16 protein-coding genes are annotated in these 19,885 nt (G+C 34.0%); 13 read left to right on the forward strand and 3 right to left on the reverse strand.

Annotated elements, in window-relative coordinates; genetic code table 11:
• Window positions 1-7 precede the first annotated feature (7 nt).
• The 12 genes from EKM77_RS00320 to EKM77_RS00375 all read left to right on the forward strand — a co-directional run bounded on the left by EKM77_RS00320 (window position 8) and on the right by EKM77_RS00375 (window position 14,351).
• On the forward strand, window positions 8-1,102 hold the full coding sequence (locus EKM77_RS00320; RefSeq protein ID WP_125591502.1) for a nucleotidyltransferase: 1,095 nt from the start codon (window positions 8-10) through the stop codon (window positions 1,100-1,102).
• Window positions 1,102-1,659, forward strand: coding sequence for a DUF177 domain-containing protein (locus EKM77_RS00325; RefSeq protein WP_125591504.1), 558 nt, complete (start codon window positions 1,102-1,104; stop codon window positions 1,657-1,659). The genes EKM77_RS00320 and EKM77_RS00325 overlap by 1 nt, the downstream gene beginning before the upstream one ends.
• A 71-nt stretch (window positions 1,660-1,730) precedes the next feature.
• Window positions 1,731-3,152 carry an NADP-dependent phosphogluconate dehydrogenase gene (gene gndA / locus EKM77_RS00330; protein WP_125591505.1) on the forward strand — a complete coding sequence of 474 codons (1,422 nt, stop codon included), beginning with the start codon at window positions 1,731-1,733 and terminating at the stop codon, window positions 3,150-3,152.
• 201 nt (window positions 3,153-3,353) lie between these two features.
• Window positions 3,354-4,040, forward strand: a complete 687-nt coding sequence (locus EKM77_RS11230) for a response regulator transcription factor (RefSeq protein ID WP_125591507.1) — start codon at window positions 3,354-3,356, stop codon at window positions 4,038-4,040.
• Window positions 4,037-5,119, forward strand: coding sequence for a sensor histidine kinase (locus EKM77_RS00340; RefSeq protein WP_125591509.1), 1,083 nt, complete (start codon window positions 4,037-4,039; stop codon window positions 5,117-5,119). Before EKM77_RS11230 ends, EKM77_RS00340 begins: the two co-directional genes overlap by 4 nt.
• Before the next feature lie 54 nt (window positions 5,120-5,173).
• Entirely contained in the window at window positions 5,174-5,905 is a 732-nt protein-coding gene (locus tag EKM77_RS00345; protein ID WP_125591511.1) for a class I SAM-dependent methyltransferase, read from the forward strand.
• 121 nt (window positions 5,906-6,026) lie between these two features.
• Window positions 6,027-7,145, forward strand: coding sequence for a hypothetical protein (locus EKM77_RS00350; RefSeq protein ID WP_125591513.1), 1,119 nt, complete (start codon window positions 6,027-6,029; stop codon window positions 7,143-7,145).
• A gap of 10 nt (window positions 7,146-7,155) precedes the next feature.
• The gene (wsfD, locus tag EKM77_RS00355; protein WP_225425159.1) at window positions 7,156-8,640 is read left to right on the forward strand and encodes a glycan biosynthesis hexose transferase WsfD; all 1,485 of its coding nucleotides are present in this window, start codon (window positions 7,156-7,158) and stop codon (window positions 8,638-8,640) included.
• The gene (locus tag EKM77_RS00360; RefSeq protein ID WP_125591517.1) at window positions 8,630-10,183 is read left to right on the forward strand and encodes a hypothetical protein; all 1,554 of its coding nucleotides are present in this window, start codon (window positions 8,630-8,632) and stop codon (window positions 10,181-10,183) included. Before wsfD ends, EKM77_RS00360 begins: the two co-directional genes overlap by 11 nt.
• Window positions 10,184-10,188: 5 nt before the next feature.
• Entirely contained in the window at window positions 10,189-11,442 is a 1,254-nt protein-coding gene (locus tag EKM77_RS00365; protein WP_191987439.1) for a glycosyltransferase, read from the forward strand.
• Window positions 11,387-13,504, forward strand: coding sequence for a cellulose biosynthesis cyclic di-GMP-binding regulatory protein BcsB (locus tag EKM77_RS00370; protein ID WP_318530702.1), 2,118 nt, complete (start codon window positions 11,387-11,389; stop codon window positions 13,502-13,504). Before EKM77_RS00365 ends, EKM77_RS00370 begins: the two co-directional genes overlap by 56 nt.
• Complete coding sequence (locus EKM77_RS00375; protein ID WP_125591523.1) at window positions 13,494-14,351, forward strand: GGDEF domain-containing protein; 858 nt, start codon at window positions 13,494-13,496, stop codon at window positions 14,349-14,351. Before EKM77_RS00370 ends, EKM77_RS00375 begins: the two co-directional genes overlap by 11 nt.
• Window positions 14,352-14,555: 204 nt before the next feature.
• Here the strand turns inward: EKM77_RS00375 and metF are convergent, their stop codons facing one another.
• Both metF and metE read right to left on the reverse strand, forming a co-directional pair.
• Window positions 14,556-15,416 (reverse strand): methylenetetrahydrofolate reductase [NAD(P)H], encoded by an 861-nt coding sequence (metF, locus tag EKM77_RS00380; protein ID WP_125591525.1) that lies wholly within the window; start codon window positions 15,414-15,416, stop codon window positions 14,556-14,558.
• A 1-nt stretch (window position 15,417) separates the two neighbouring features.
• Entirely contained in the window at window positions 15,418-17,664 is a 2,247-nt protein-coding gene (gene metE, locus EKM77_RS00385; RefSeq protein ID WP_125591527.1) for a 5-methyltetrahydropteroyltriglutamate--homocysteine S-methyltransferase, read from the reverse strand.
• Between the two features lie 130 nt (window positions 17,665-17,794).
• On the opposite strand from metE, the gene EKM77_RS00390 reads away from it, so the two are divergent.
• Window positions 17,795-18,718 (forward strand): LysR family transcriptional regulator, encoded by a 924-nt coding sequence (locus tag EKM77_RS00390; protein ID WP_125591529.1) that lies wholly within the window; start codon window positions 17,795-17,797, stop codon window positions 18,716-18,718.
• A 146-nt stretch (window positions 18,719-18,864) separates the two neighbouring features.
• Here EKM77_RS00390 and yidC read toward each other — a convergent pair whose 3' ends face one another.
• Window positions 18,865-19,854, reverse strand: coding sequence for a membrane protein insertase YidC (gene yidC, locus EKM77_RS00395; RefSeq protein WP_125591531.1), 990 nt, complete (start codon window positions 19,852-19,854; stop codon window positions 18,865-18,867).
• Between the last annotated feature and the right edge of the window lie 31 nt (window positions 19,855-19,885).

Consider the following 19,885-nt stretch of genomic DNA (forward strand, 5'->3'; position numbering starts at 1 on the left):
GGTTAATATGCAAAAAATCTACGGATTTGTAGCTGAATTTAATCCATTTCATAATGGACACAAGATTTTTATAGATGAAATAAAACAAAAATTTCACCCCGATGTTTTAATTGCCGTAATGTCTGGTAATTATGTACAACGAGGTGATTTTGCCGTTCTCGATAAATGGACTAGATCACAAATTGCCGTAGAAAATGGAGTTGATTTAGTTGTCGAATTGCCATTTGCCTATGCAGTGCAACCTGCAGAATTATTTGCTAAAGGTGCTATTTTTTTGTTAGATCAATTAGAAGTCAATAATCTAGTATTTGGATCAGAAAGTGATCTAGATTTTGAATCATTAGCTTTCAAGATGTTACAAATGGATACGAGTTTTCAACAAGACTACCAAAAAAATACCGCTAGTAATTTGAATGAGTTTTATAAAAAGGCTGGAATCAATATCTTGGATCAGCCGAATCAACTGTTAGGGATCAATTACGTTCAGCAGATTTTAAAAAATAAATATCAAATTAAAACTAATGTTGTTTTAAGACAAGATCAGTCGTACAGTGCCACAAAAATTAGACAAAATTTACGTGATAATAATTCTGTCGCTGATTTAGTACCTGATAGTATATTGAATGCACTTAAAAATGATAAAATTATTATGTGGGATGATTTATATCCTTTCTTGAAATATCGAATTCTTAGCGAAACAACTGATAGTTTGCATAATACGTATCAGATGGTGGAGGGATTGGAAAATAAATTAAAAAAAGAGATTTCCAATAATAACTTTGAATCATTTTTAGATGCAATTAAATCTAAACGTTATACTAGAGCAAGGCTCAGAAGATTGTTGATGTATACTTTGGTCAATGTTAAAAACGAAGAAATCAGCGAGGTTTTTGAAGAACCTTATTTGAGAGTATTAGCTTTTAACAAAGTTGGCCAAGAATATTTAAGTCAATTGAAGAAGAGAACTGAATTTATCACGAAAGTTGGTAAAAATGAGCGTCAAGAATTGAGCTTAGAGTTAAAAGCTGATAGTATAATAAAACTCATTAATAATAGAGAACAAAATTTTGGAAAAATTCCTTTTATGGAGGGAAAAAATTAATGCTTAATTGGAATGTTTCAGATATTCGAAAGTACAAAGACAAGCCATTTGGTTTTAAAGAGGAAATCGATATAGAAACAGAACTAAAAAGTCGTTCAAAGGATATTTTGAATGCAGATAAAGTTATGGTTGACGGACAATTATTCAATGATAACGGATTAGTAATTTCAGATATTAAAGTATCAACAAATGTTACGCTTCCATCTACAAGAAGTCTTAAAGAAGTTAAGGTACCATTGGAATTTAGAATCAATGAGGCTTACAACATAGACAATGTAGATACGGAAGAATTTGAGGAAAACACGATCATTATTCCGATTGACGAAGAGGATCCAGTTATCAACGTCTATGAATCGATCGTCGATAATATTTTGTTGAATGTCCCAACTCAAGTTTTAACAGTTGAAGAACGAGAAGAAAACTTGATGCCTTCAGGTAATAATTGGACAGTTATTTCAGAAGAAGACTACAACAAGCAAAAAGAAGAAGATAAACAAGTTAATCCTGAATTTGTTAAATTAAAAAATTTATTTAAAGATACTGATAATGAGGAGTGATATTATACACTCCTTTTTTATTTTTTTGTTACTATTAAAGGTGTACATAATTACAGGTCGGAGGTATTAATATGTCAAAACCACAAATTGGTGTTATCGGAATGGCTGTTATGGGTAAGAACTTAGCCCTTAATATTGAAAGTCGTGGATACGAGGTTGCTATTTTCAACAGAACAGGCTCAAAGACTGAAAATGTTGTTAAAGAACATCCTGACAAGAAATTGGTACCAAGCTATACTATTGAGGATTTTGTGGATTCCTTGGAAAAACCTCGTCGTATTTTGATGATGGTCAAAGCTGGTGCTGGTACAGATGCAGTCATTAAAGAATTGATCCCATTACTTGATAAAGGTGATGTTTTGATCGATGGTGGTAACACATTCTTTGAAGATACAATTAAGAGAAGTGAACTCTTAGACAAATCAGGTATTAATTTCATCGGAATGGGTGTCTCCGGTGGTGAATTAGGTGCCTTACAAGGACCTTCATTAATGCCAGGTGGTCAAAAAGAAGCTTATGATCTAGTTGCTCCAATTTTGGAACAAATTTCTGCTAAGGCTGATGAAGATGGTGCACCTTGTGTATCATATATCGGACCAAATGGTGCCGGACATTATGTAAAGATGGTTCATAATGGTATTGAATATGGTGACATGGAGTTGATTTCTGAAAGTTACAATCTATTAACTCACTTGTTCAACAATGATTTGAACAAAGTTGCCGATGTCTTTAAAGACTGGAACAAAGGTGAACTATCAAGTTACTTGATCGAAATTACAGCTGAGATCTTAACTAGAAAAGATGACGAAGGCAGTGATGACTTTATCGTCAACAAGATTATGGATAAAGCTGGTAATAAAGGTACTGGTAAGTGGAGTTCACAAAGTGCCCTTGAACTTGGTGTTCCACAATCACTTATCACATCTGCTGTTTATTCACGTTACATTTCGGCTTATAAAGATGAACGTGTTAAGGCAAGCAAGATCCTTGCTGCACCAACAAGTAAACCAGAAGTAAATATTGATGAATTCGTTGAAAAGATCCGTAAAGCTTTGTACTTCAGTAAGATCATGAGTTATGCTCAAGGATTTGCTCAAATGAAAGCTGCTTCAGATCACTATGACTGGAACCTTCAATATGGTGAGATAGCACAAATCTGGCGTGCTGGTTGTATCATTCGTGCACAATTCTTGCAAAAGATCACTGATGCTTATGATAAAGATGCTGACCTTGATAACTTATTGTTGAACGATTACTTCAAAGATATCGTTGATAAGTACCAAGCAGCCGTTCGTGACGTTGTTAGCTATGCCGTTCAAGCAGGAATTCCTGTTTCAGGATTCATGTCTGCTGTTTCTTACTACGATCAATATCGTTCAGAAGTATTGCCTGCTAACTTAGTACAAGCACAAAGAGACTACTTTGGTGCCCATACCTATGAAAGAAATGACAAACCAGGTATTTTCCACTATACATGGTATAAAGAACAATAAGATTAAATTAGACCTCCGATAATTAAGTTTATCTGAGGTTTTTTTTACTTTCTAAAATTTTGTGAAAGAATAAAAATAAAAACTTGCCTTCTTTTAATATTTGCTATATGTTAAAATCATTAATGCATGTCCATAGACGGGCAATACAAATAAAAATGATTAAGCTATAATTAAAGATTATTTAATATATAGGAGATAAAAATGGCTAAGATACTTGTTATTGAAGATGAAGAAAATATGGCCAAGTTTGTTCAACTCGAGTTACAGCATGAAAACTATGATGTAACTGTTAAACGAGATGGCCGTACTGGTTTAGAAGCCGCACTAGGCGAAGAGTGGGATTTGATCCTACTCGATTTAATGTTGCCCGAATTAAACGGGATCGAAGTATGTCGACGTATCAGACAAGAAAAGAATACGCCAGTTATTATGATGACTGCACGTGATTCAATTATTGACCGTGTATCTGGACTTGATCACGGAGCAGATGATTATATTGTTAAGCCATTTGCAATTGAAGAACTATTAGCAAGAATTCGTGCTTTGCTTAGAAGAATCGATTTAGATATTGATGTGACAAGAAATAACGATCAAGTTTTGAAGTACAAGAACTTAGTTATTGATAAAACAACCCAAACTCTAAAACGCAACGGGGAAGTTATCGACCTTACAAGACGTGAATATGATCTTTTAAGTGCTTTGATGGAGAATGTTGGCACTGTTTTGAGTCGTGATGACTTGTTAGAACGTGTTTGGGGTTCAGGATCAAGTACTGAAACTAACGTTGTTGATGTTTATATTAAGTATCTTAGAAATAAGATCGACCGTGGCGGTGCTCCTAGTTATATTTCAACAGTTCGTGGTAAAGGATACGTGATGAGACGATGAGAATCTCGATCAAATTCAAATGGACTTCACTTATATCGTTAGTTATCTTGGCCGCATACGTTATTGTTGCGGTTATTGCTTCAAAAACTGTTGATGGTATAGCTACTGCTAATGAAATTCACGCCTTTAATGTAAAATTGATCATTGGTGGCGTGATAATTGTAATTATTGGGATCTTGATCAGCTATTTTGCAGTTAATCAAGTTCTAAATAATCTCAAGGTTATTAATCGAACAATTGATGATTTAAATAAGAAGCCTGATTCAGATTCCAGAATTAAGATCAGAAAACGTGATGATGAAATATATGATTTAACAGTTAATATTAATAAAATGCTAGATCGTATGCAGGCATACACGAATCAGCAAAAAGAATTTGTTGAAGACGTATCACATGAATTAAGAACTCCGGTTGCTGTGTTAGAGGGGCACTTGAGCATGTTGCAACGTTGGGGAAAAGATGATCCTGAAGTCTTAAATGACTCGATCAATTCGTCCTTGCAAGAATTAAAACGAATGCAGTCATTGATTCAAGAAATGCTAGATTTAACACGTGTTGAACAAATAGATAGTGACTATCTAAAACAAACAACTGAAGTTAAACCTTTGTTTATACAAGTTTATAATGATTTCAAAATGTTGCACCCTGATTTTGTGATCAATTTTGATGATGATATTAAAGAAGGCAGTTTAGTTCAAATATATCGTAATCATTTGGAACAAGTGTTAGTCATTCTATTAGACAACGCCTTTAAGTATTCTGCCGATCGTAAAGAGATCAGTTTGTCTGCTTCAACTAATTCAGCATTGCTAGAAGTGGTTGTTCAAGATTATGGCTTAGGAATCGCCAAAAATGACCTCAAAAGGATCTTTAATCGTTTTTATAGAGTTGATAAGGCACGCTCTAGAAAACGTGGTGGGAACGGTCTGGGGCTTTCTATCGCCAAAAGACTGATCGAAATATATCATGGTAGTTTGGAAGTAGAAAGTGTTGTTGGTTCAGGAACTGTATTTAAGATCGAATTGCCGATCGTAACTATTGAACCTGATGATGAAAAAACTAAAGATACTAAAAAATAAAATTAAAAGAATCGGCATATTTAATCAGTCGATTCTTTTTTTGTAGGAGAAACTATGAATAATATTTATGACAATGAAAAGTTTTTTGAAAAATATAGTCAAATGAATCGCAGTGTAAACGGATTAGCCGGTGCTGGCGAATGGAGCACGTTGAAAAAGTTACTGCCTGATTTTACCGATAAAAAAGTTCTTGATCTGGGATGTGGATATGGCTGGCATGACAGATATGCAGTAGAAAATGGTGCTAGTAAAGTTATCGGCATTGATTTGTCTGAAAAAATGTTAACAGTCGCAAGAGAAAAGACGTCTAGTAAAAAAATTGAATATATTCAAGATGACATTTCAAAAATAGATTTTAAAGAGGATCAATTTGATATTGTTTTAAGTTCCTTAGCGTTACATTACGTTGAATCATTTGATGATTTAGTTAAAAAAATCAGTAAATATCTTAAATCTAATGGAAAATTTATTTTTTCAGTTGAGCATCCTATTTTTACCGCACAAGGTAGTGAGGAGTGGGATTACGATAAAGACGGAAAAATAAAGAGTTTCCCAGTTGATAATTACTTCTATGAAGGAAAAAGAGAAACTGACTTTTTAGGTGAAACTGTTGTTAAATACCATAAAACTTTGACCACTTATATTGATGGTCTGTTAACGAATGGTTTTAAAATCGATCGTCTTGTTGAACCAATGCCGCCAAAAGATATGATGAATATTGCTGGTATGAAAGATGAAATGCGTCGTCCGATGATGCTGATTATTTCAGTTACAAATGAAAACTAGTAATCCGATTTTGGATTACTAGTTTTTTCATGTTTATTGTAATATTTACAATTTGAATCGATTAAAAAAGTATATAATGACCTATAATTATTTATGTAGATATACGGAAAGCTGTGCGTGTATGAAAAAAATATTTATTTTATTATTGTTGTTGCCATTAGTGCTTTTGTCGGGATGCAGTAGTGATGCCAAAGTCAATTTACCAAAAATGAGTTCCAGCAATTTTTTAAATAACAGCAGCTACGGTAATTATTCAGCTAAAAACAAGTTATTGGATAACTTTGTTAGTAAGAAGATGCTGACTAAACAAGGTATTTATACTAATTATCATCAAACCAATACCACAAAAAATGTCGCGACTGGTCATGAATTATTATCAGAATCGTCAGGTTTGTGGTTGGAGTATTTAGTTTATACACATCAATATAAGAAATATCGAGCGTTTTACAAAGAAACTAAGAAAACTTTCGATCAGGGAGATCAGTTTAGTTATCGCTATGATGCAAGTAAGAAGAAGCAGTCTAACGTCAATGCTACGCTGGATGATTTGAGAATTATTCGTTCACTTCAAATGTATGCTCAAGCTACTAAAAATAGTAAATATCAAAAAGAAGCGGCGACTCGTTTTGCAAAACTAAAATCTGGTTCGATCCCTAATGGTAAACTGGTAGATTTTTATGATACAAAGTCGAAAAAATCCAGTACCAATAGTTCTTTAGCCTATTATGATCTCAAAACTTTGAAGTATTTTGAATCTACGTCAGCTAAAGAAAAAAAATATTACAAGAGTCAGCTAAAACTTGTACAAAAAGGATATCTTGGGGATGCTTTCCCTCTATATGCATCAAGTTATAGTTGGAGTTCCGGTAGTTATAGCAGTAAAGATCTTAATACGTCTGAGGCTTTAGAAACGATCTTGCATCTTTCGGAAGTTGGAAAAGTTAAGCAAGTAACGTTGAATTGGCTTGAACAACAAGTCAAACATCATAAGTTGTACAATACTTATTCCATTAATGGAACAGTCGTCGATAAGGACCAATCCACCGGTAGCTATGCTTTAGCAGCAATGATTTTTGCGAATGCCAAGGATAAAAAGATGTATAGGTATACTATGAAGGTGATGTGGAAATCACAAGTTACTGATAAGAGTTCACCTATTTATGGAGCTTTAGGTATTAAACATTTAAAACAGGCTTATTCATTTAATAATTTGTATGGTTTAGTTGCATCAAAATATTGAGGGAATGAATTTGAAAAAAATTGTGAAAGTGTTGAAAGAAAATTTTAGTAAATATATTTCTCCTGCACTATTTGCCATGATTTTAGCTGCGGTGATCAGTGGGATACTACTTTTTGTACCACCGATTCATGGATATGCTGACAATGGTGACTTTTATCAAGCAATGACTACAAATGGTATTTATCGTTTAGGTCATGGTTCGATAAGTAATTATGTGATAACAAAATTTGGTATTTATCAATATTTTAATGGGAATGGAATAAATGGATTTTCATCTCAATCTATATTTATTCAAATTGCTTTGTTGCTGAATAAAATATTTTACAGTTCCAAATTTTTTGACATTAGATTTTTGGGGATCGTTTATTATGCGTTTTATTTAGGTGCTATTTATATGTTGACTAAAGCCCTAGTTTATCCTTATAAAGCATTAAAAAGTTATGCCATAGCTTTGGTAGTTGTCGTTATGTTCACTGACTCCTCATTTATGTTGTATTTTAATTCCTTCTTTGTTCAGCCAGTGATGATTATTTCTTTGATATATGGATTTTCTTCAATATTGCTGTTAGGACGGCAAGTCTACAAAAAGAATTGGCCCTTAATAACACTTTTCTTTGTCAGCGTGATGATATTGATCACATCTGAAGCACAGAATGCTTTGTTAGCTTTGAGTTTTTCAATTGTAGCAATTGGGTTGATGTTTTTACCTCATTTTAAAACTAGAAGATTTGCAGTCGCACTTGGGATGCTGGCTCTTATTTGTTCGGGTGTATTTACATATACGACTATGAATAATGAAAGAGAAGTTGATCGGTATCAATCATTCACGCACGGTGTCTTAATGGATGCTGGAGATCCTACTAGAAAAATTAAGAAAGAAGGGGTCAACGAACAATTTGCTTTATTGCAATCTCAAGATTACTACCCGCAGACATATACGGCTGTTGAACCTCAAGGAAAGATGATCAAAACTCATTTGTTATCAAATGATGGGATAATTTGGAAATTAAAATATTTTTCTCATAATACTAAACAATTTGGTCAGTTAATAAATTTTGCTTCTCAAGGCATTATGTTTACCCAGGTTAGATCGGTTGGAAATTACGTTCCAAGTAGTAATAAACCAAAGGGACAAGTTAGATACTTTACTATATATAGTCAATTGATGGGCGACTTATTTCCAAGTAAATATGCATTTCTTGTTCTGCTGATAGTAGGCTTGGTAAGTTGCTACGGTGTTGGATTGTATTTAGATTATAAATCCAAGCAATCTCTTGGGGTCATGCGCTTTTTCTTAGTATTGGGACTAAGTACCATCGTATTGTTTGTACCTGTAAATACGATTTTAAATTATGGTGTTATTAATATATCAGCCCATATTTTTATGGTTCCCTTATCTTTAGATTTGATGTTTATTTTGTTTATATCGGATGCTTTACATGATCGTTTGTGGAATACAGAAGTTAAAGAGGGGTCTTTGGATCATGCAAAATAGAGTTATCAAAGTTTTATTCCTTGTATTTTTGAGCATGATAATTGTTTTTGGATTCAATACTTCGCAAAAAGTAAATGCGGCTGAAAATAAAGATCAGGTCATGCTTGTATACGATTCTGAAAATACGACAGATAAAGGAAACAAGAAAATTGATGCTTTGCAGCGTGTTTTAACTAGTATGAATTTAAAAGTCAGGACCTTGAGCCAATCAAAATATAAGTCCGGTATGTTGACTAAGAAGTATCTTGGAATAATTTCAATGGTCAATTGGGATCAAGTTGGATTTGTTAATAAATCGTTTATAAAAGATAGAAATAATTTTTCTGGAATCAAATTACATATTGGAAATAATATTTCTAAAGATGAAGTATCTTCGTTGGGTGCCAAATCAAGCAAATTATACCAACAACAACTTACTTTAAAAAATAAGGGTAGTAGTCAAATACTTCCATTTAGTGAAACTATAACTGTTTTGACTGATCTTCCCGACGGATCACAAACAATTGGGGTTTTAAATACTCAACAACCTGATTTGAAGACTTATGGATATGGAATCATCAATGGTAAAAACGGTTATCTTCCTTATTTTGATTCGACTGGTTTAAGTTACCTTACAGCGGTAGAAATGATCTCTAAATTATTTGCTAAACAAGGTAGTTTTTTACCTATGTTGACTATTACCGGAGTATCGCCAATTAGTGATTTAAAAATGCTAGATAAAGTCAGTGAGTTTTGTTATAAAAACAAGATCCCATTTGCAATTAGTACTACTTCAGTTGCTGATAATACTGGAATGAAGGCTTTCACAAGATTTACTTCTGAGTTGCGTAATATTGAAAACAGAGGTGGGATCATCTTCATAAAATCTCCAGAAGTTGCTGGATCTGGGAATAACAGTAGCGAACTGCGACAAGTTTTAACTAGTTATATTGTCAGTCTTGCTAAGGATAAAGTTTATCCAGTTGGTATCAGTACAGATGGATTTTGGAATCAAGATAAAATTTTGCGAAAGAATTTTTTGATGAGTGCTGATCATTGGATATTACTTCCAAATTCAAATGTTACTTATTTAAAGCAGGACAATAGATCCCAAATTGCTGACATGTCGTATTTGGGAATCAAAGCGTCGTCATTAAAAGACGTTAAAAAATCTGCAAAGACTAAATTCACGACCCCAACAGCAATTCTGTTTCCTTTACCAGGATCTAATGTGGAGTTAGCCAGTTTTAAAGAAGAAATCAACAAGTTTGTGTGGTTCAACCCGAAAAAAGCGGGAATGACGACTGCAATCAGTACAGGGACTTCGACAGTTTCCTTTAAGAATGGTGATTATTTTGTTAACGGTAAGAAGGAAAATATTGATACAGCAAATTCTTCTAGTGTTTTCAATAAGACAATTAAAAAGAAAGCAGTATTGAAAAATTATTTCAATGTTCAAGGAAACGTTTTAATGATTTTGTTTGCAGTCATAACAATTATTTTAATCATATTCATATTACTAGGCAGAAGAATTTATTGGAATGGATTTAATAAGAGGAAGTGATAGGAATCACAGTCTTAGATGTATTCTTATTCATAGCAGTAATAGCAATTTGGGGAACCTTAGTAGTTAATCTTATTTTGACTATCGCTGGATATACTTGGTATCTTGGCCACGTCAATAAGCCCGATCCAAAATTACCAAAAGAAGTGCCTTTTGTATCCGTAATGGTTCCAGCACATAATGAGGGTGTAGTTATTGTTAAAACCGTTCTATCTTTATTGTCCTTTGACTATCCTCAAGATAGATATGAGATCATCGTTATCAACGATAATTCAGATGATAACTCGGCACAATTGCTGGCGAATCTTCAAGATAGATTTTCAAAAGAACGTTTGAAGGTCATCAACACTGATAAAACTAATGGTGGCAAAGGTAAATCCAATGCCCTGAATATTGGTCTTAAACAAGCAAAAGGCAGTATTATTTCAATTTATGATGCTGATAATACTCCCGAACACCAAGCGTTAAGAATTTTGGTAGCGGAGTTATTAAAAGATGATAAAGTGGCTGCGGTTATTGGTAAATTTAGAACACGTAATAAAATGGCAACTTTATTGACTAGATTTATTAATATTGAGACCTTGTCTTTTCAGTGGATGGCACAGGCTGGAAGACAACAGTTATTTCATCTTTGTACGATTCCTGGGACTAATTATGTTATCCGTCGTAGTGTGATCGAAAAAGTTGGCGGTTGGGATGTTAAAGCCTTGGCTGAAGATACGGAAATTAGTTTCAGAGTTTATCGGATGGGTTATCGAATCAAATTTCAACCTAAAGCAGTAACTTGGGAACAAGAACCACAAACCTTAGGTGTATGGTTTCATCAACGAACCCGTTGGGTTAAAGGAAATATTTATGTAGTTGTTAAAAATGCTCATTTATTGTTTAAAAAAGAAGGTCGTAGAATTAGATTTGATTTACTGTACTTTTTATCAATATATTTCTTATTGATGACATCGTTAATTTTATCTGATTCAGTTTTTGTCCTCTCGGTAGCAGGTATAGTTCATTCTGATTTGCAGGGATTTAGCAATTCACTATGGTTATTTGCGGTTTTGATGTTTGTCATAAGTACTTTTTTGACAATAACGACCGAGCGAGGGGAATTAACCTTTAGCAATTTGTTGTTAATAATATTTATGTACTTGGTATATAGTCAAATGTGGCTTGCAGTTGCGGCCTATGGAATGGTGGGGTATATTCGTGAACAAGTATTTCATAAACAGGCAAAGTGGTATAAGACAAAGCGTTATCAATAAATTTTTAATGGTGGTTTGTTTTGCTCTAGCAATAATATTTATCAGTAAAACAACAACTACAAATGTGTATGCAGATACCTACACACAACAGTTTCAAGATAATACGACTACTCTTTCCGGCAGATCAGTAGAATCGAATATGTATCTGACTAAGATGGATTATTGGGATGTAAAAAAAGTTACCTTTAACTTTAATTTTCAAGTGTCACAGTTAGCCTCACGTGATAGTTCAGATATTACTGTTTCACTTAATGGTGTGAAATTTTATTCGTTCAGACCATCAAAAAAGATGGGCGTCCAAACTAAGGCTATTAATATACCTGTAAAATTATTAGGCAAAAGTAACAAATTACAAATTGATGGTCAGGTTATTAGTTACGATAGAAGTAACAATTACCAGTTGGCACAAACGCCAGCTAATTGGCTGACAGTCGAAAAAAGTTCCAATGTTAATTTCGACTATGATTTAAAAGATGCTGACGTTTCAATTAAATCTTTCTACGATCATTTTTTGGGTCAAGATACGATTTCAACCGCACATTCAAGAATCGCTACGGCAAATGATCCAACCGCAGATGAATTGACGGCAAGTATGATAGCTCTTGCTGGCGAGTCGCGAGTCGTAACTAATGTTAATGATCAAATCCCAGTCGTCAAAATGGATAATATGAATGTGGCAGTTGGTGATTATATTATGATTATTTCTAAATACGATCATCTGGCTAAAAAGTTTAAAGATCAGTTCGATAAAAACGATTTGAATGATCACGGAGTTATAAAAACTTTTTACGACAATGGTAAACATTATTTAATCGTTACAGCAAATAGTGGATCAATACTAAAACGTGCGGCTCGATTCATTGCTAATGCTGAATTAATGAAAGAAACGGCGACAGACACAGAAAAAATTACCGATAAAACGGCCACATCGTCTGCTTCTTTGCACAGTGGCGATGTCAAAACTCTTACTTCGACTACGGATAAAATTACTGGGGTAGGTCATAGAGAAAATAATTACTTAATAAGTTTGCCCAATGATCGGACTAACGCTGATGGATCCGAAGTTCATTTAAAGTTTAGATATAGTAAAAATTTGAATTTTAAACGTTCGTTAGTAACTGTCAAGGTAAACGATACGATTTTAGGCAGCAAAAAATTAAGTTCAGTTAGAGCAAATGGAGATACTTTGAATTTGAAAGTACCTCGTGGTCTAAATCTAGGTAATAGTTTTACTGTAAATGTTGCTTTTGATTTGGAAATGAAAGATCAAAAAACTTCTGATAACAGTCAAACCCCTTGGGCAGAAATAGATAAAAATTCAAAGATGTTTGTCCAATCAAAAAGAAGTAATGATCTATTGTTTACAAATTATCCAACGATCTTTATTAATAATGAAACGTATGACAATATTGCGGTTGTTGCTCCACGTAATTTAAGTAATGATGATTTCAAAACATTAACGAATGTATTTAACTTGATTGGTAATTTTTCAAAGAGTAATACTGGTAATATCCAATTTTATTCTAAAATTCCAAGTAAGAATGTTTTAAAGAATAAAAACGTTATCGTAATTGGTACACCCAAAAATAATTCAATGATCAAAAAGTTGAATCCTAAATTATATTTTAAATATTCGAAGAATTTCAATCGAATCGTTTCCAATGAAAAATTAAGTATTGAACAAAATTATGGAAAAACTATCGGTACAGCGCAATTACTTCGTTCACCATATAATGATAAGCGCGGGATGATGGTTATTACGGGTGCCAATGATAATGCCGTTTATCTAGCTTCAACTCAAATTAATTTCCAGTCGAATATTCAGCAGTATTCTGGTGATGGAATTGTTGTTGATGCTAATAATACGCATCACGGTTATCGTTTCAAAAAGAATAAAGCAATTGATGAATCATTGACTACAAAACAACTGATAAGTAATAATACTCAATTGATCATCTATTTGATCATTGCCTTGGTCATTATTTTGATGATTGGTATTGCTGTATTTTTAGTTATGAGAAAGCAAGGTTTGATGAACGGAGGTAATAAAAATGGAAATTAAAGATCAAAAACGTTCATCATTGTTAGCCGATGTTGGTTTGTTGATGTTTTTAGTTCTGTTCAGCGCCACGGCGATATTAATGTCTCTATCAGGTCAAATCCTACTTAATACGATTTACTTGTTTGGAACAGTGGCATTATTGATGCTGACATATTTCTTTGGCATTATGCCTAGTTTGATCGCTAATATTTTGTTCATTGCCATGCAGGCAGTAATTATGATTTATCAATATGTTTCAAAAGGTAGTGATATTCATTGGCAAATAGCTTTTTGGATGTTGATCCCGATACTTTTATGTTTGACGTTGTATTGTATGACTTATAATCAATTGAAATTACAGAGTGCCAATAAAGAATTGCGAACGGCCATGGTCGAACAAGGTGCCTTCGATGAACAAACTCATTTACGTACTACGGTGGCTTACATGGAAGATGCTGCAGTTTACGCTGAAACTAATAAACGATTTGATCTTCCAGTTACCACTGCAATTATAAAAATTGGTTATTTTAATGATATTCGTCGAATGATGAGCGAAAATCAATTACAATCATTGTTACAGATGACGACTGACGCTATTAAGGATAAAACGCGTGTGAACGATATTATTTATCTGGTAAATAATGATGATCCGACATGGGCCATACTGTTATTTTCAAATGCTGATGGGGCCAAAATTGCTACTAATCGTGTTAGAAAAGGGTTTGATGAACGATTGAAAAAGAATTCAGAATTATCAACCATGGCAATTTCACTAGTAGTTGGGATTGCTTCTTGGGATGCTGAAAAGATGAAGACCCCTTACGATTTAATGAATGCCGCTATCAGAGAAACACAGTATGATGTCTGATATTTACAAAGTAAAGAAAATGAGATAGCTTTCTAGCATTAAGTTAAATAGGTCCAGTAATCCGATTTTGGATTACTGGACCTATTGATTTAAGCTGAAAAGATATGTTTTGTTCCAGACTATTTTGAAACGCGTGATATAAGGCAGAGACCTCCGCTTAGCCTAGGCTATGCTCAGTCTCTAACCGCCTTATATCACGTTCTTTTACTTCTTTAAATTGAAAAACGCAGCGGTATTTTTATAAATATGTTTTGCAGTTTTTGAGCTATTCATTGTATAAATATGAATACCGTCAACGTCATTTGTCACTAGATCAACAATTTGATCGATCGCATAGGCAAGGCCGGCATCCCTTAAAGCAACGGGGTTATCCTTATATTTATCCAAAATTGCTAAGAACTTTTTAGGTAGATGAGCGGAGCAGTTTTCTAAAACATGCAGTGCTTGTTTACGATTTATTATGGGCATGATCCCTGCCAATATAGGTACATTTATGTCAGCAATTGCACACTCTTCTTGAAAACGATAAAACTGTTCATTGTCATAAAAAAGTTGAGTTATTAATTGATCACACCCAGCATCTACTTTTTCCTTTAAATGCTTGATATCGTCGATCCTATTAGTAGATTCAGGATGGACTTCTGGATAACATGCGCCACTGACTTCAAAGTTAGGCTTTTCCTGTTTGATAAATTTTGTTAGATCACTAGCATATTTGAAATCACTTTCGGGTGCGTGACCGTCGATAATATCGCCACGTAACGCCAAAACTTGATTGATATCGAGTTCTTCTAGTTCATCAAGTATTCGTCTAACTTGTGCTTTATTGACGTATGCGGCGGGCATATGAACCATTGCGGGCAGGTTTAATTTATTATGGACGTGTTTGGCAAGTTCGATCGTGTTTTTCTCATAGTCGACATTATGATTACTACAAGTAACACTGATAAAACTAGGATCGAGTTGTTTAAGTTCATCCAATGTTTCAGTTAGTTTATCGACACCAACTTGAGAGTTAGGAGGGAAGACTTCAAATGATAGAGTGGATCTATTAGTTTCTGTCATATTAAAGCTCCTTTCTAACTTCCTTAGCGGCGGTTGTTAAGTTTTCGACACTAGCTTTGGCTTCAGTGATTCCACGGGTCTTTAATCCACAGTCTGGATTGATCCAAACTTTTTCCTTAGGAACTTTAGATAAAATAGCATGGATCGTGTTTGTGATCTCTTCAACTGAAGGTATACGTGGAGAGTGAATATCATAAACTCCCGGGCCAACTTGCAGTTTGAAATGTTGTTTTTGCAATTCATCTAAGATCTCTAGATTTGAACGAGAAGCCTCAAATGAGATAACATCGGCGTCCATACTTTCAATAGCAGGAATAATGTCAGTGAACTCGCTGTAACACATGTGAGTGTGGATCTGTGTTTCAGGTTTTACTTTGCTGTGAACTAGTCTAAAGGCGGGGATTGCCCAATCGAGATATTCCGAATACCAATCTGTTTTTCTCAAAGGTAATTTTTCACGTAGGGCAGCTTCGTCAATTTGAATAATTCTAATACCGTTTGCTTCAAGATCAAGAACCTCTTCTTGAATAGCCAAGGCAATTTGTAAAGTCGATTCTTTTATTGAAATATCTTCTCTAGGAAATGACCAGTTGAGGATCGTTACGGGACCTGTCAGCATACCTTTAACGATTTTATCAGTTTTACTTTGAGCATATTTGGACCATTTGACAGTTATCGGTCTGATCCTAGAAACATCACCCCAAATAATTGGAGGTTTAACGCCACGAGTTCCATATGATTGTACCCAGCCATTTTTACTGAATAAGTATCCGTCTAAGTTTTGACCGAAATATTCAACCATGTCATTTCTTTCAAATTCTCCATGAACTAAGATATCCAGTCCAATATCTTCTTGCCATTTAAGCCATTGGTCAATATGTCCAGCAATAAAACTATCATATTGTTCTTGAGAAATTTCATTGTGTCTAAATTTTGAACGTGTTTTTTTAACTTCTCTTGTTTGAGGGAATGAACCGATAGTAGTTGTTGGCAATAATGGTAGGTGGAATTCATTTTTTTGGATCTCGGCACGTTTTTCTAAGGCTGGTTTTCTAGTAAAAGAATCATCTGTCAAGTTGTTGATTGCTTGAGCCACTTTTTCATTTGGAGTTACACGGGCATTTTTAAATAAAGTATCATTTTGAGTTTCAACAGATTTGTCAGAGCCTTCTAAAATAGCTTGGAGCTCAACTAATTCAGTCAATTTTTCTTTAGCAAAGGCAAAATGAGCTTTAATTTTTGTTGGAAAGTCTTCGTTTTCGATCGTAAATGGTACATGTAAAAGTGAGCAGGAAGTCGATAATACAATGTTTTTGACATTTAAGCTATTTATTAATGAAATCGAATTCTGATAGTGATTACGCCAAATGTTTTTACCGTTAACAATCCCAGCAAAGAGGATCTTATCATCAGGAAAGCCTGATTTAACTAACTCTTTTGTCTTACGACCTTCAATAAAATCAAGTCCGATCCCTTCAACTGGCAGTTTTATTAAATCATCATAAACGTCACGAACATCACCGAAATAAGTTTGAATCAGAATTTTTAAACCAAATTTATTTTTGAGTAATTTTTGATAGATTTCTTTAAATAACTCTTTATCAGAGCCAACGACATCTTTTACTAATTCTGGTTCATCTAGTTGGATCCATTCAGCGCCTTGATCGGATAATTTTTGAAAGACTTCTTGATATATCGAAACGAGATCATCAACAAAATCAGTAGGTTTGGTGTTGTTAAATTCACTTAAACTCAAAAATGTAAATGGTCCAACAATGACAGGTCGTGTAGTAATGCCAGCGTCTTTAGCTTCTTGAAATTCGTCGAAAATTTTCGTATCTGTTAACTTAATATCAGTGTCTTTAGAGAATTGTGGAACTAAATAATGGTAGTTAGTATTGAACCATTTTTTCATGGGGAGGGCCTTAATGTCGCCTTTTTCACCTTGATAACCACGTGCTAGTGCAAAATATCGATCAAGCTTTGATAACTTTAATTCTTCATTATCTTTAGGAACGATATTAAAAAGAAAAGCAGTGTCCAGAGTAGTATCGAAGAATGAAAAGTCATTACTTGGAATATTGTCGATCCCGGAATTTTTGAGTAATTGCCAATGTTTTAAGCGTATGTCTTTAGCAAAGTCCTTTAATTCCTGTTCACTAATTTCATTTCTAAAATATTTTTCAGTTTTAAATTTTAATTCACGTTTTTCACCGATGCGTGGAAAACCAATAATTGATGTTGTCATATGAAAGCCCCCTTGTTATTGGTATATACGATAACATCGTGCACTAAAAATTAATAACTGGAAAAAACAATCAGTTATTATAGTTTTAAACTATAACCTGGAATATAATTATTGAAAATGGAGGTCAATTATGCGAATCCAACAACTAGAATACCTTGAAACAATCGTCAAAATGGGATCGATCAATGAGGCAGCCAAGGCACTTTATTTAACACAGCCTAGTTTATCCAACGCCATTAAAGAATTAGAAAAAGAAATGAGCATCACTATTTTAAAAAGAAGTAAATTAGGAGTGTCTTTGACCAATGAAGGTCGTGAATTTATGATTTATTCACGACAAGTGTTAGATCAGGTTCAACTATTGGAAGGTAGATACCAAAAACAAGTAATCAGAAAACAGGCCTTTTCAGTTTCAGCGCAACATTATGCTTTTGTCGTGCATGCGTTTGTTCAATTGATCAAAACAGTCGATGCTGACGAATACCAATTTACCTTACGCGAAACTGAAACAGAAAATATTTTAAGCGATCTGACTAGTTTCAAAAGTGAGATCGGTATTTTATATTTAAATCACTTTAATGAACGGATCATGCAAAAACTATTTAAAGAAAAGGACTTAGTTTTTACTCCTTTATTTAAGGCTTTGCCGCATGTTTTTGTCGGTAGGCAAAATCCTCTAACCAAAAAGAGGCGAGTTAGTTTAGATGATCTAGCTGACTATCCCTATTTATCATATGAACAAGGAGAGAGTAATTCATTTTATTTTTCAGAAGAAATTTTGAGTACCTTAGATCATAAAAAGAGTATCAAAGTAAGTGATCGGGCGACTATTTTTAATTTAATGGTCGGTTTAAATGGCTATACTATAAGTTCTGGAATTATTAGTAGTGCGCTAAATGATGATAAAATCGTTGCCATTCCTTTAGATGTAGATGATTCGATGACTTTAGGATGGTTAAAAAAGAGGCAGTTGGAATTGACCCCGATCGCCGAAAGTTATTTGGAAATGCTGAAGCAGCATATTCGTGGGTATGGCTTTGACATTATGGAGTAAAAATAGACAAAAAAATAGACCTGCACCAATCCTAGGTACAGGTCCAAGATTACATTATAGAAATCTTTGGAATGTATAATGCAATCCCATATGCAAGTAGGCTACTTGCATAGATAACAATACACTTTTTTAACTAAAATAGCTAATTATTTTTTATCTATATTTTGTTTACCCTTATTTAATTCACGAATCTTATCATGTTCGCTCTTAGGGGTATCAGTGTTTTCGTTAGAATCAGCTGAGCTTGTAGAATTATTATTTGAACCATTAATAATTTTATCAAGGATCTCTTCACTAACAACGACTTCAATGGGATGTTCTTTAAGATATTCGTCAGTTTCACGTCTAACTTTAGGAACCATTACGTAGTTAGTTAGTGCTTGTTGGATTAAAATTACAACACCACCAACTAGGAAGTAAAGTGCCAAAGCAGCCGATGCATACATTGAAATGAAGAATGTGAACATAGGATTCATGAACAACATCATTTGCATTTGTTTTCTTTGTTCAGGTGGGACAATTTGTAGAGACATCCAACTTTGGATGATATAGAAAACAGTAGCAACGATCGCAATGACGAAACTTGGTTTTCCAAGTGGGATCGTCAAGAATGCGGCAGATCCGATTTGTTTAGAATATTGCACCGCTTGATAAATGGCAATCAAGATCGGCATTTGTAATAATAGTGGCAAACATCCCATTCCACCAGTAATACTAAGATTGTTCTTTTTGTAAATATCCATCATTAGAGCACTTAATTTTTGAGAAACAGCAGGATCTTTAACTTCTTTTTGCTTTTCTTGAAGTAAAGCTAATTGAGGTTGTACAGAACGCATCTTTTCTTGTTGTGTAGTTGACTTGTACTGTTGATTTAGAGAAAGTGGCAAGAGTAATAAACGAACGACAAAAGAAATGATAACGATTCCCCAAGCGTAAGCATTTTTACCACCAACGATCCTAGCAGTAGCTAAAATCAAATTCTGGAACGGTACCCCCAGATACTTATAGATCAGTCCGTAAGGTCCGCTGCTTGGAGCATGCATATTGGCACCAGATTGAGCACAACCTGAAACAACTAATGCCAGCACTACAACGACCGATAGCACTGATACGTATTTGATAAATTTTTTATTCAATTATAAACCATCCTTTTAACCATATAAAAGT

The organism is Companilactobacillus baiquanensis, assembly GCF_003946605.1.
In the GTDB taxonomy this organism is placed as follows: Bacteria; Bacillota; Bacilli; order Lactobacillales; family Lactobacillaceae; genus Companilactobacillus; species Companilactobacillus baiquanensis.

What these genes read in the sequence shown, in the direction of transcription:
- EKM77_RS00320 (WP_125591502.1), top strand. Translation starts at nt 8, where the DNA reads ATGCAAAAAATCTACGGATTTGTAGCTGAATTTAATCCATTTCATAAT.
- EKM77_RS00325 (WP_125591504.1), top strand. Translation starts at nt 1,102, where the DNA reads ATGCTTAATTGGAATGTTTCAGATATTCGAAAGTACAAAGACAAGCCA.
- gndA (WP_125591505.1), top strand. Translation starts at nt 1,731, where the DNA reads ATGTCAAAACCACAAATTGGTGTTATCGGAATGGCTGTTATGGGTAAG.
- EKM77_RS11230 (WP_125591507.1), top strand. Translation starts at nt 3,354, where the DNA reads ATGGCTAAGATACTTGTTATTGAAGATGAAGAAAATATGGCCAAGTTT.
- EKM77_RS00340 (WP_125591509.1), top strand. Translation starts at nt 4,037, where the DNA reads ATGAGAATCTCGATCAAATTCAAATGGACTTCACTTATATCGTTAGTT.
- EKM77_RS00345 (WP_125591511.1), top strand. Translation starts at nt 5,174, where the DNA reads ATGAATAATATTTATGACAATGAAAAGTTTTTTGAAAAATATAGTCAA.
- EKM77_RS00350 (WP_125591513.1), top strand. Translation starts at nt 6,027, where the DNA reads ATGAAAAAAATATTTATTTTATTATTGTTGTTGCCATTAGTGCTTTTG.
- EKM77_RS00360 (WP_125591517.1), top strand. Translation starts at nt 8,630, where the DNA reads ATGCAAAATAGAGTTATCAAAGTTTTATTCCTTGTATTTTTGAGCATG.
- EKM77_RS00375 (WP_125591523.1), top strand. Translation starts at nt 13,494, where the DNA reads ATGGAAATTAAAGATCAAAAACGTTCATCATTGTTAGCCGATGTTGGT.
- metF (WP_125591525.1), bottom strand. Translation starts at nt 15,416, where the DNA reads ATGACAGAAACTAATAGATCCACTCTATCATTTGAAGTCTTCCCTCCT.
- metE (WP_125591527.1), bottom strand. Translation starts at nt 17,664, where the DNA reads ATGACAACATCAATTATTGGTTTTCCACGCATCGGTGAAAAACGTGAA.
- EKM77_RS00390 (WP_125591529.1), top strand. Translation starts at nt 17,795, where the DNA reads ATGCGAATCCAACAACTAGAATACCTTGAAACAATCGTCAAAATGGGA.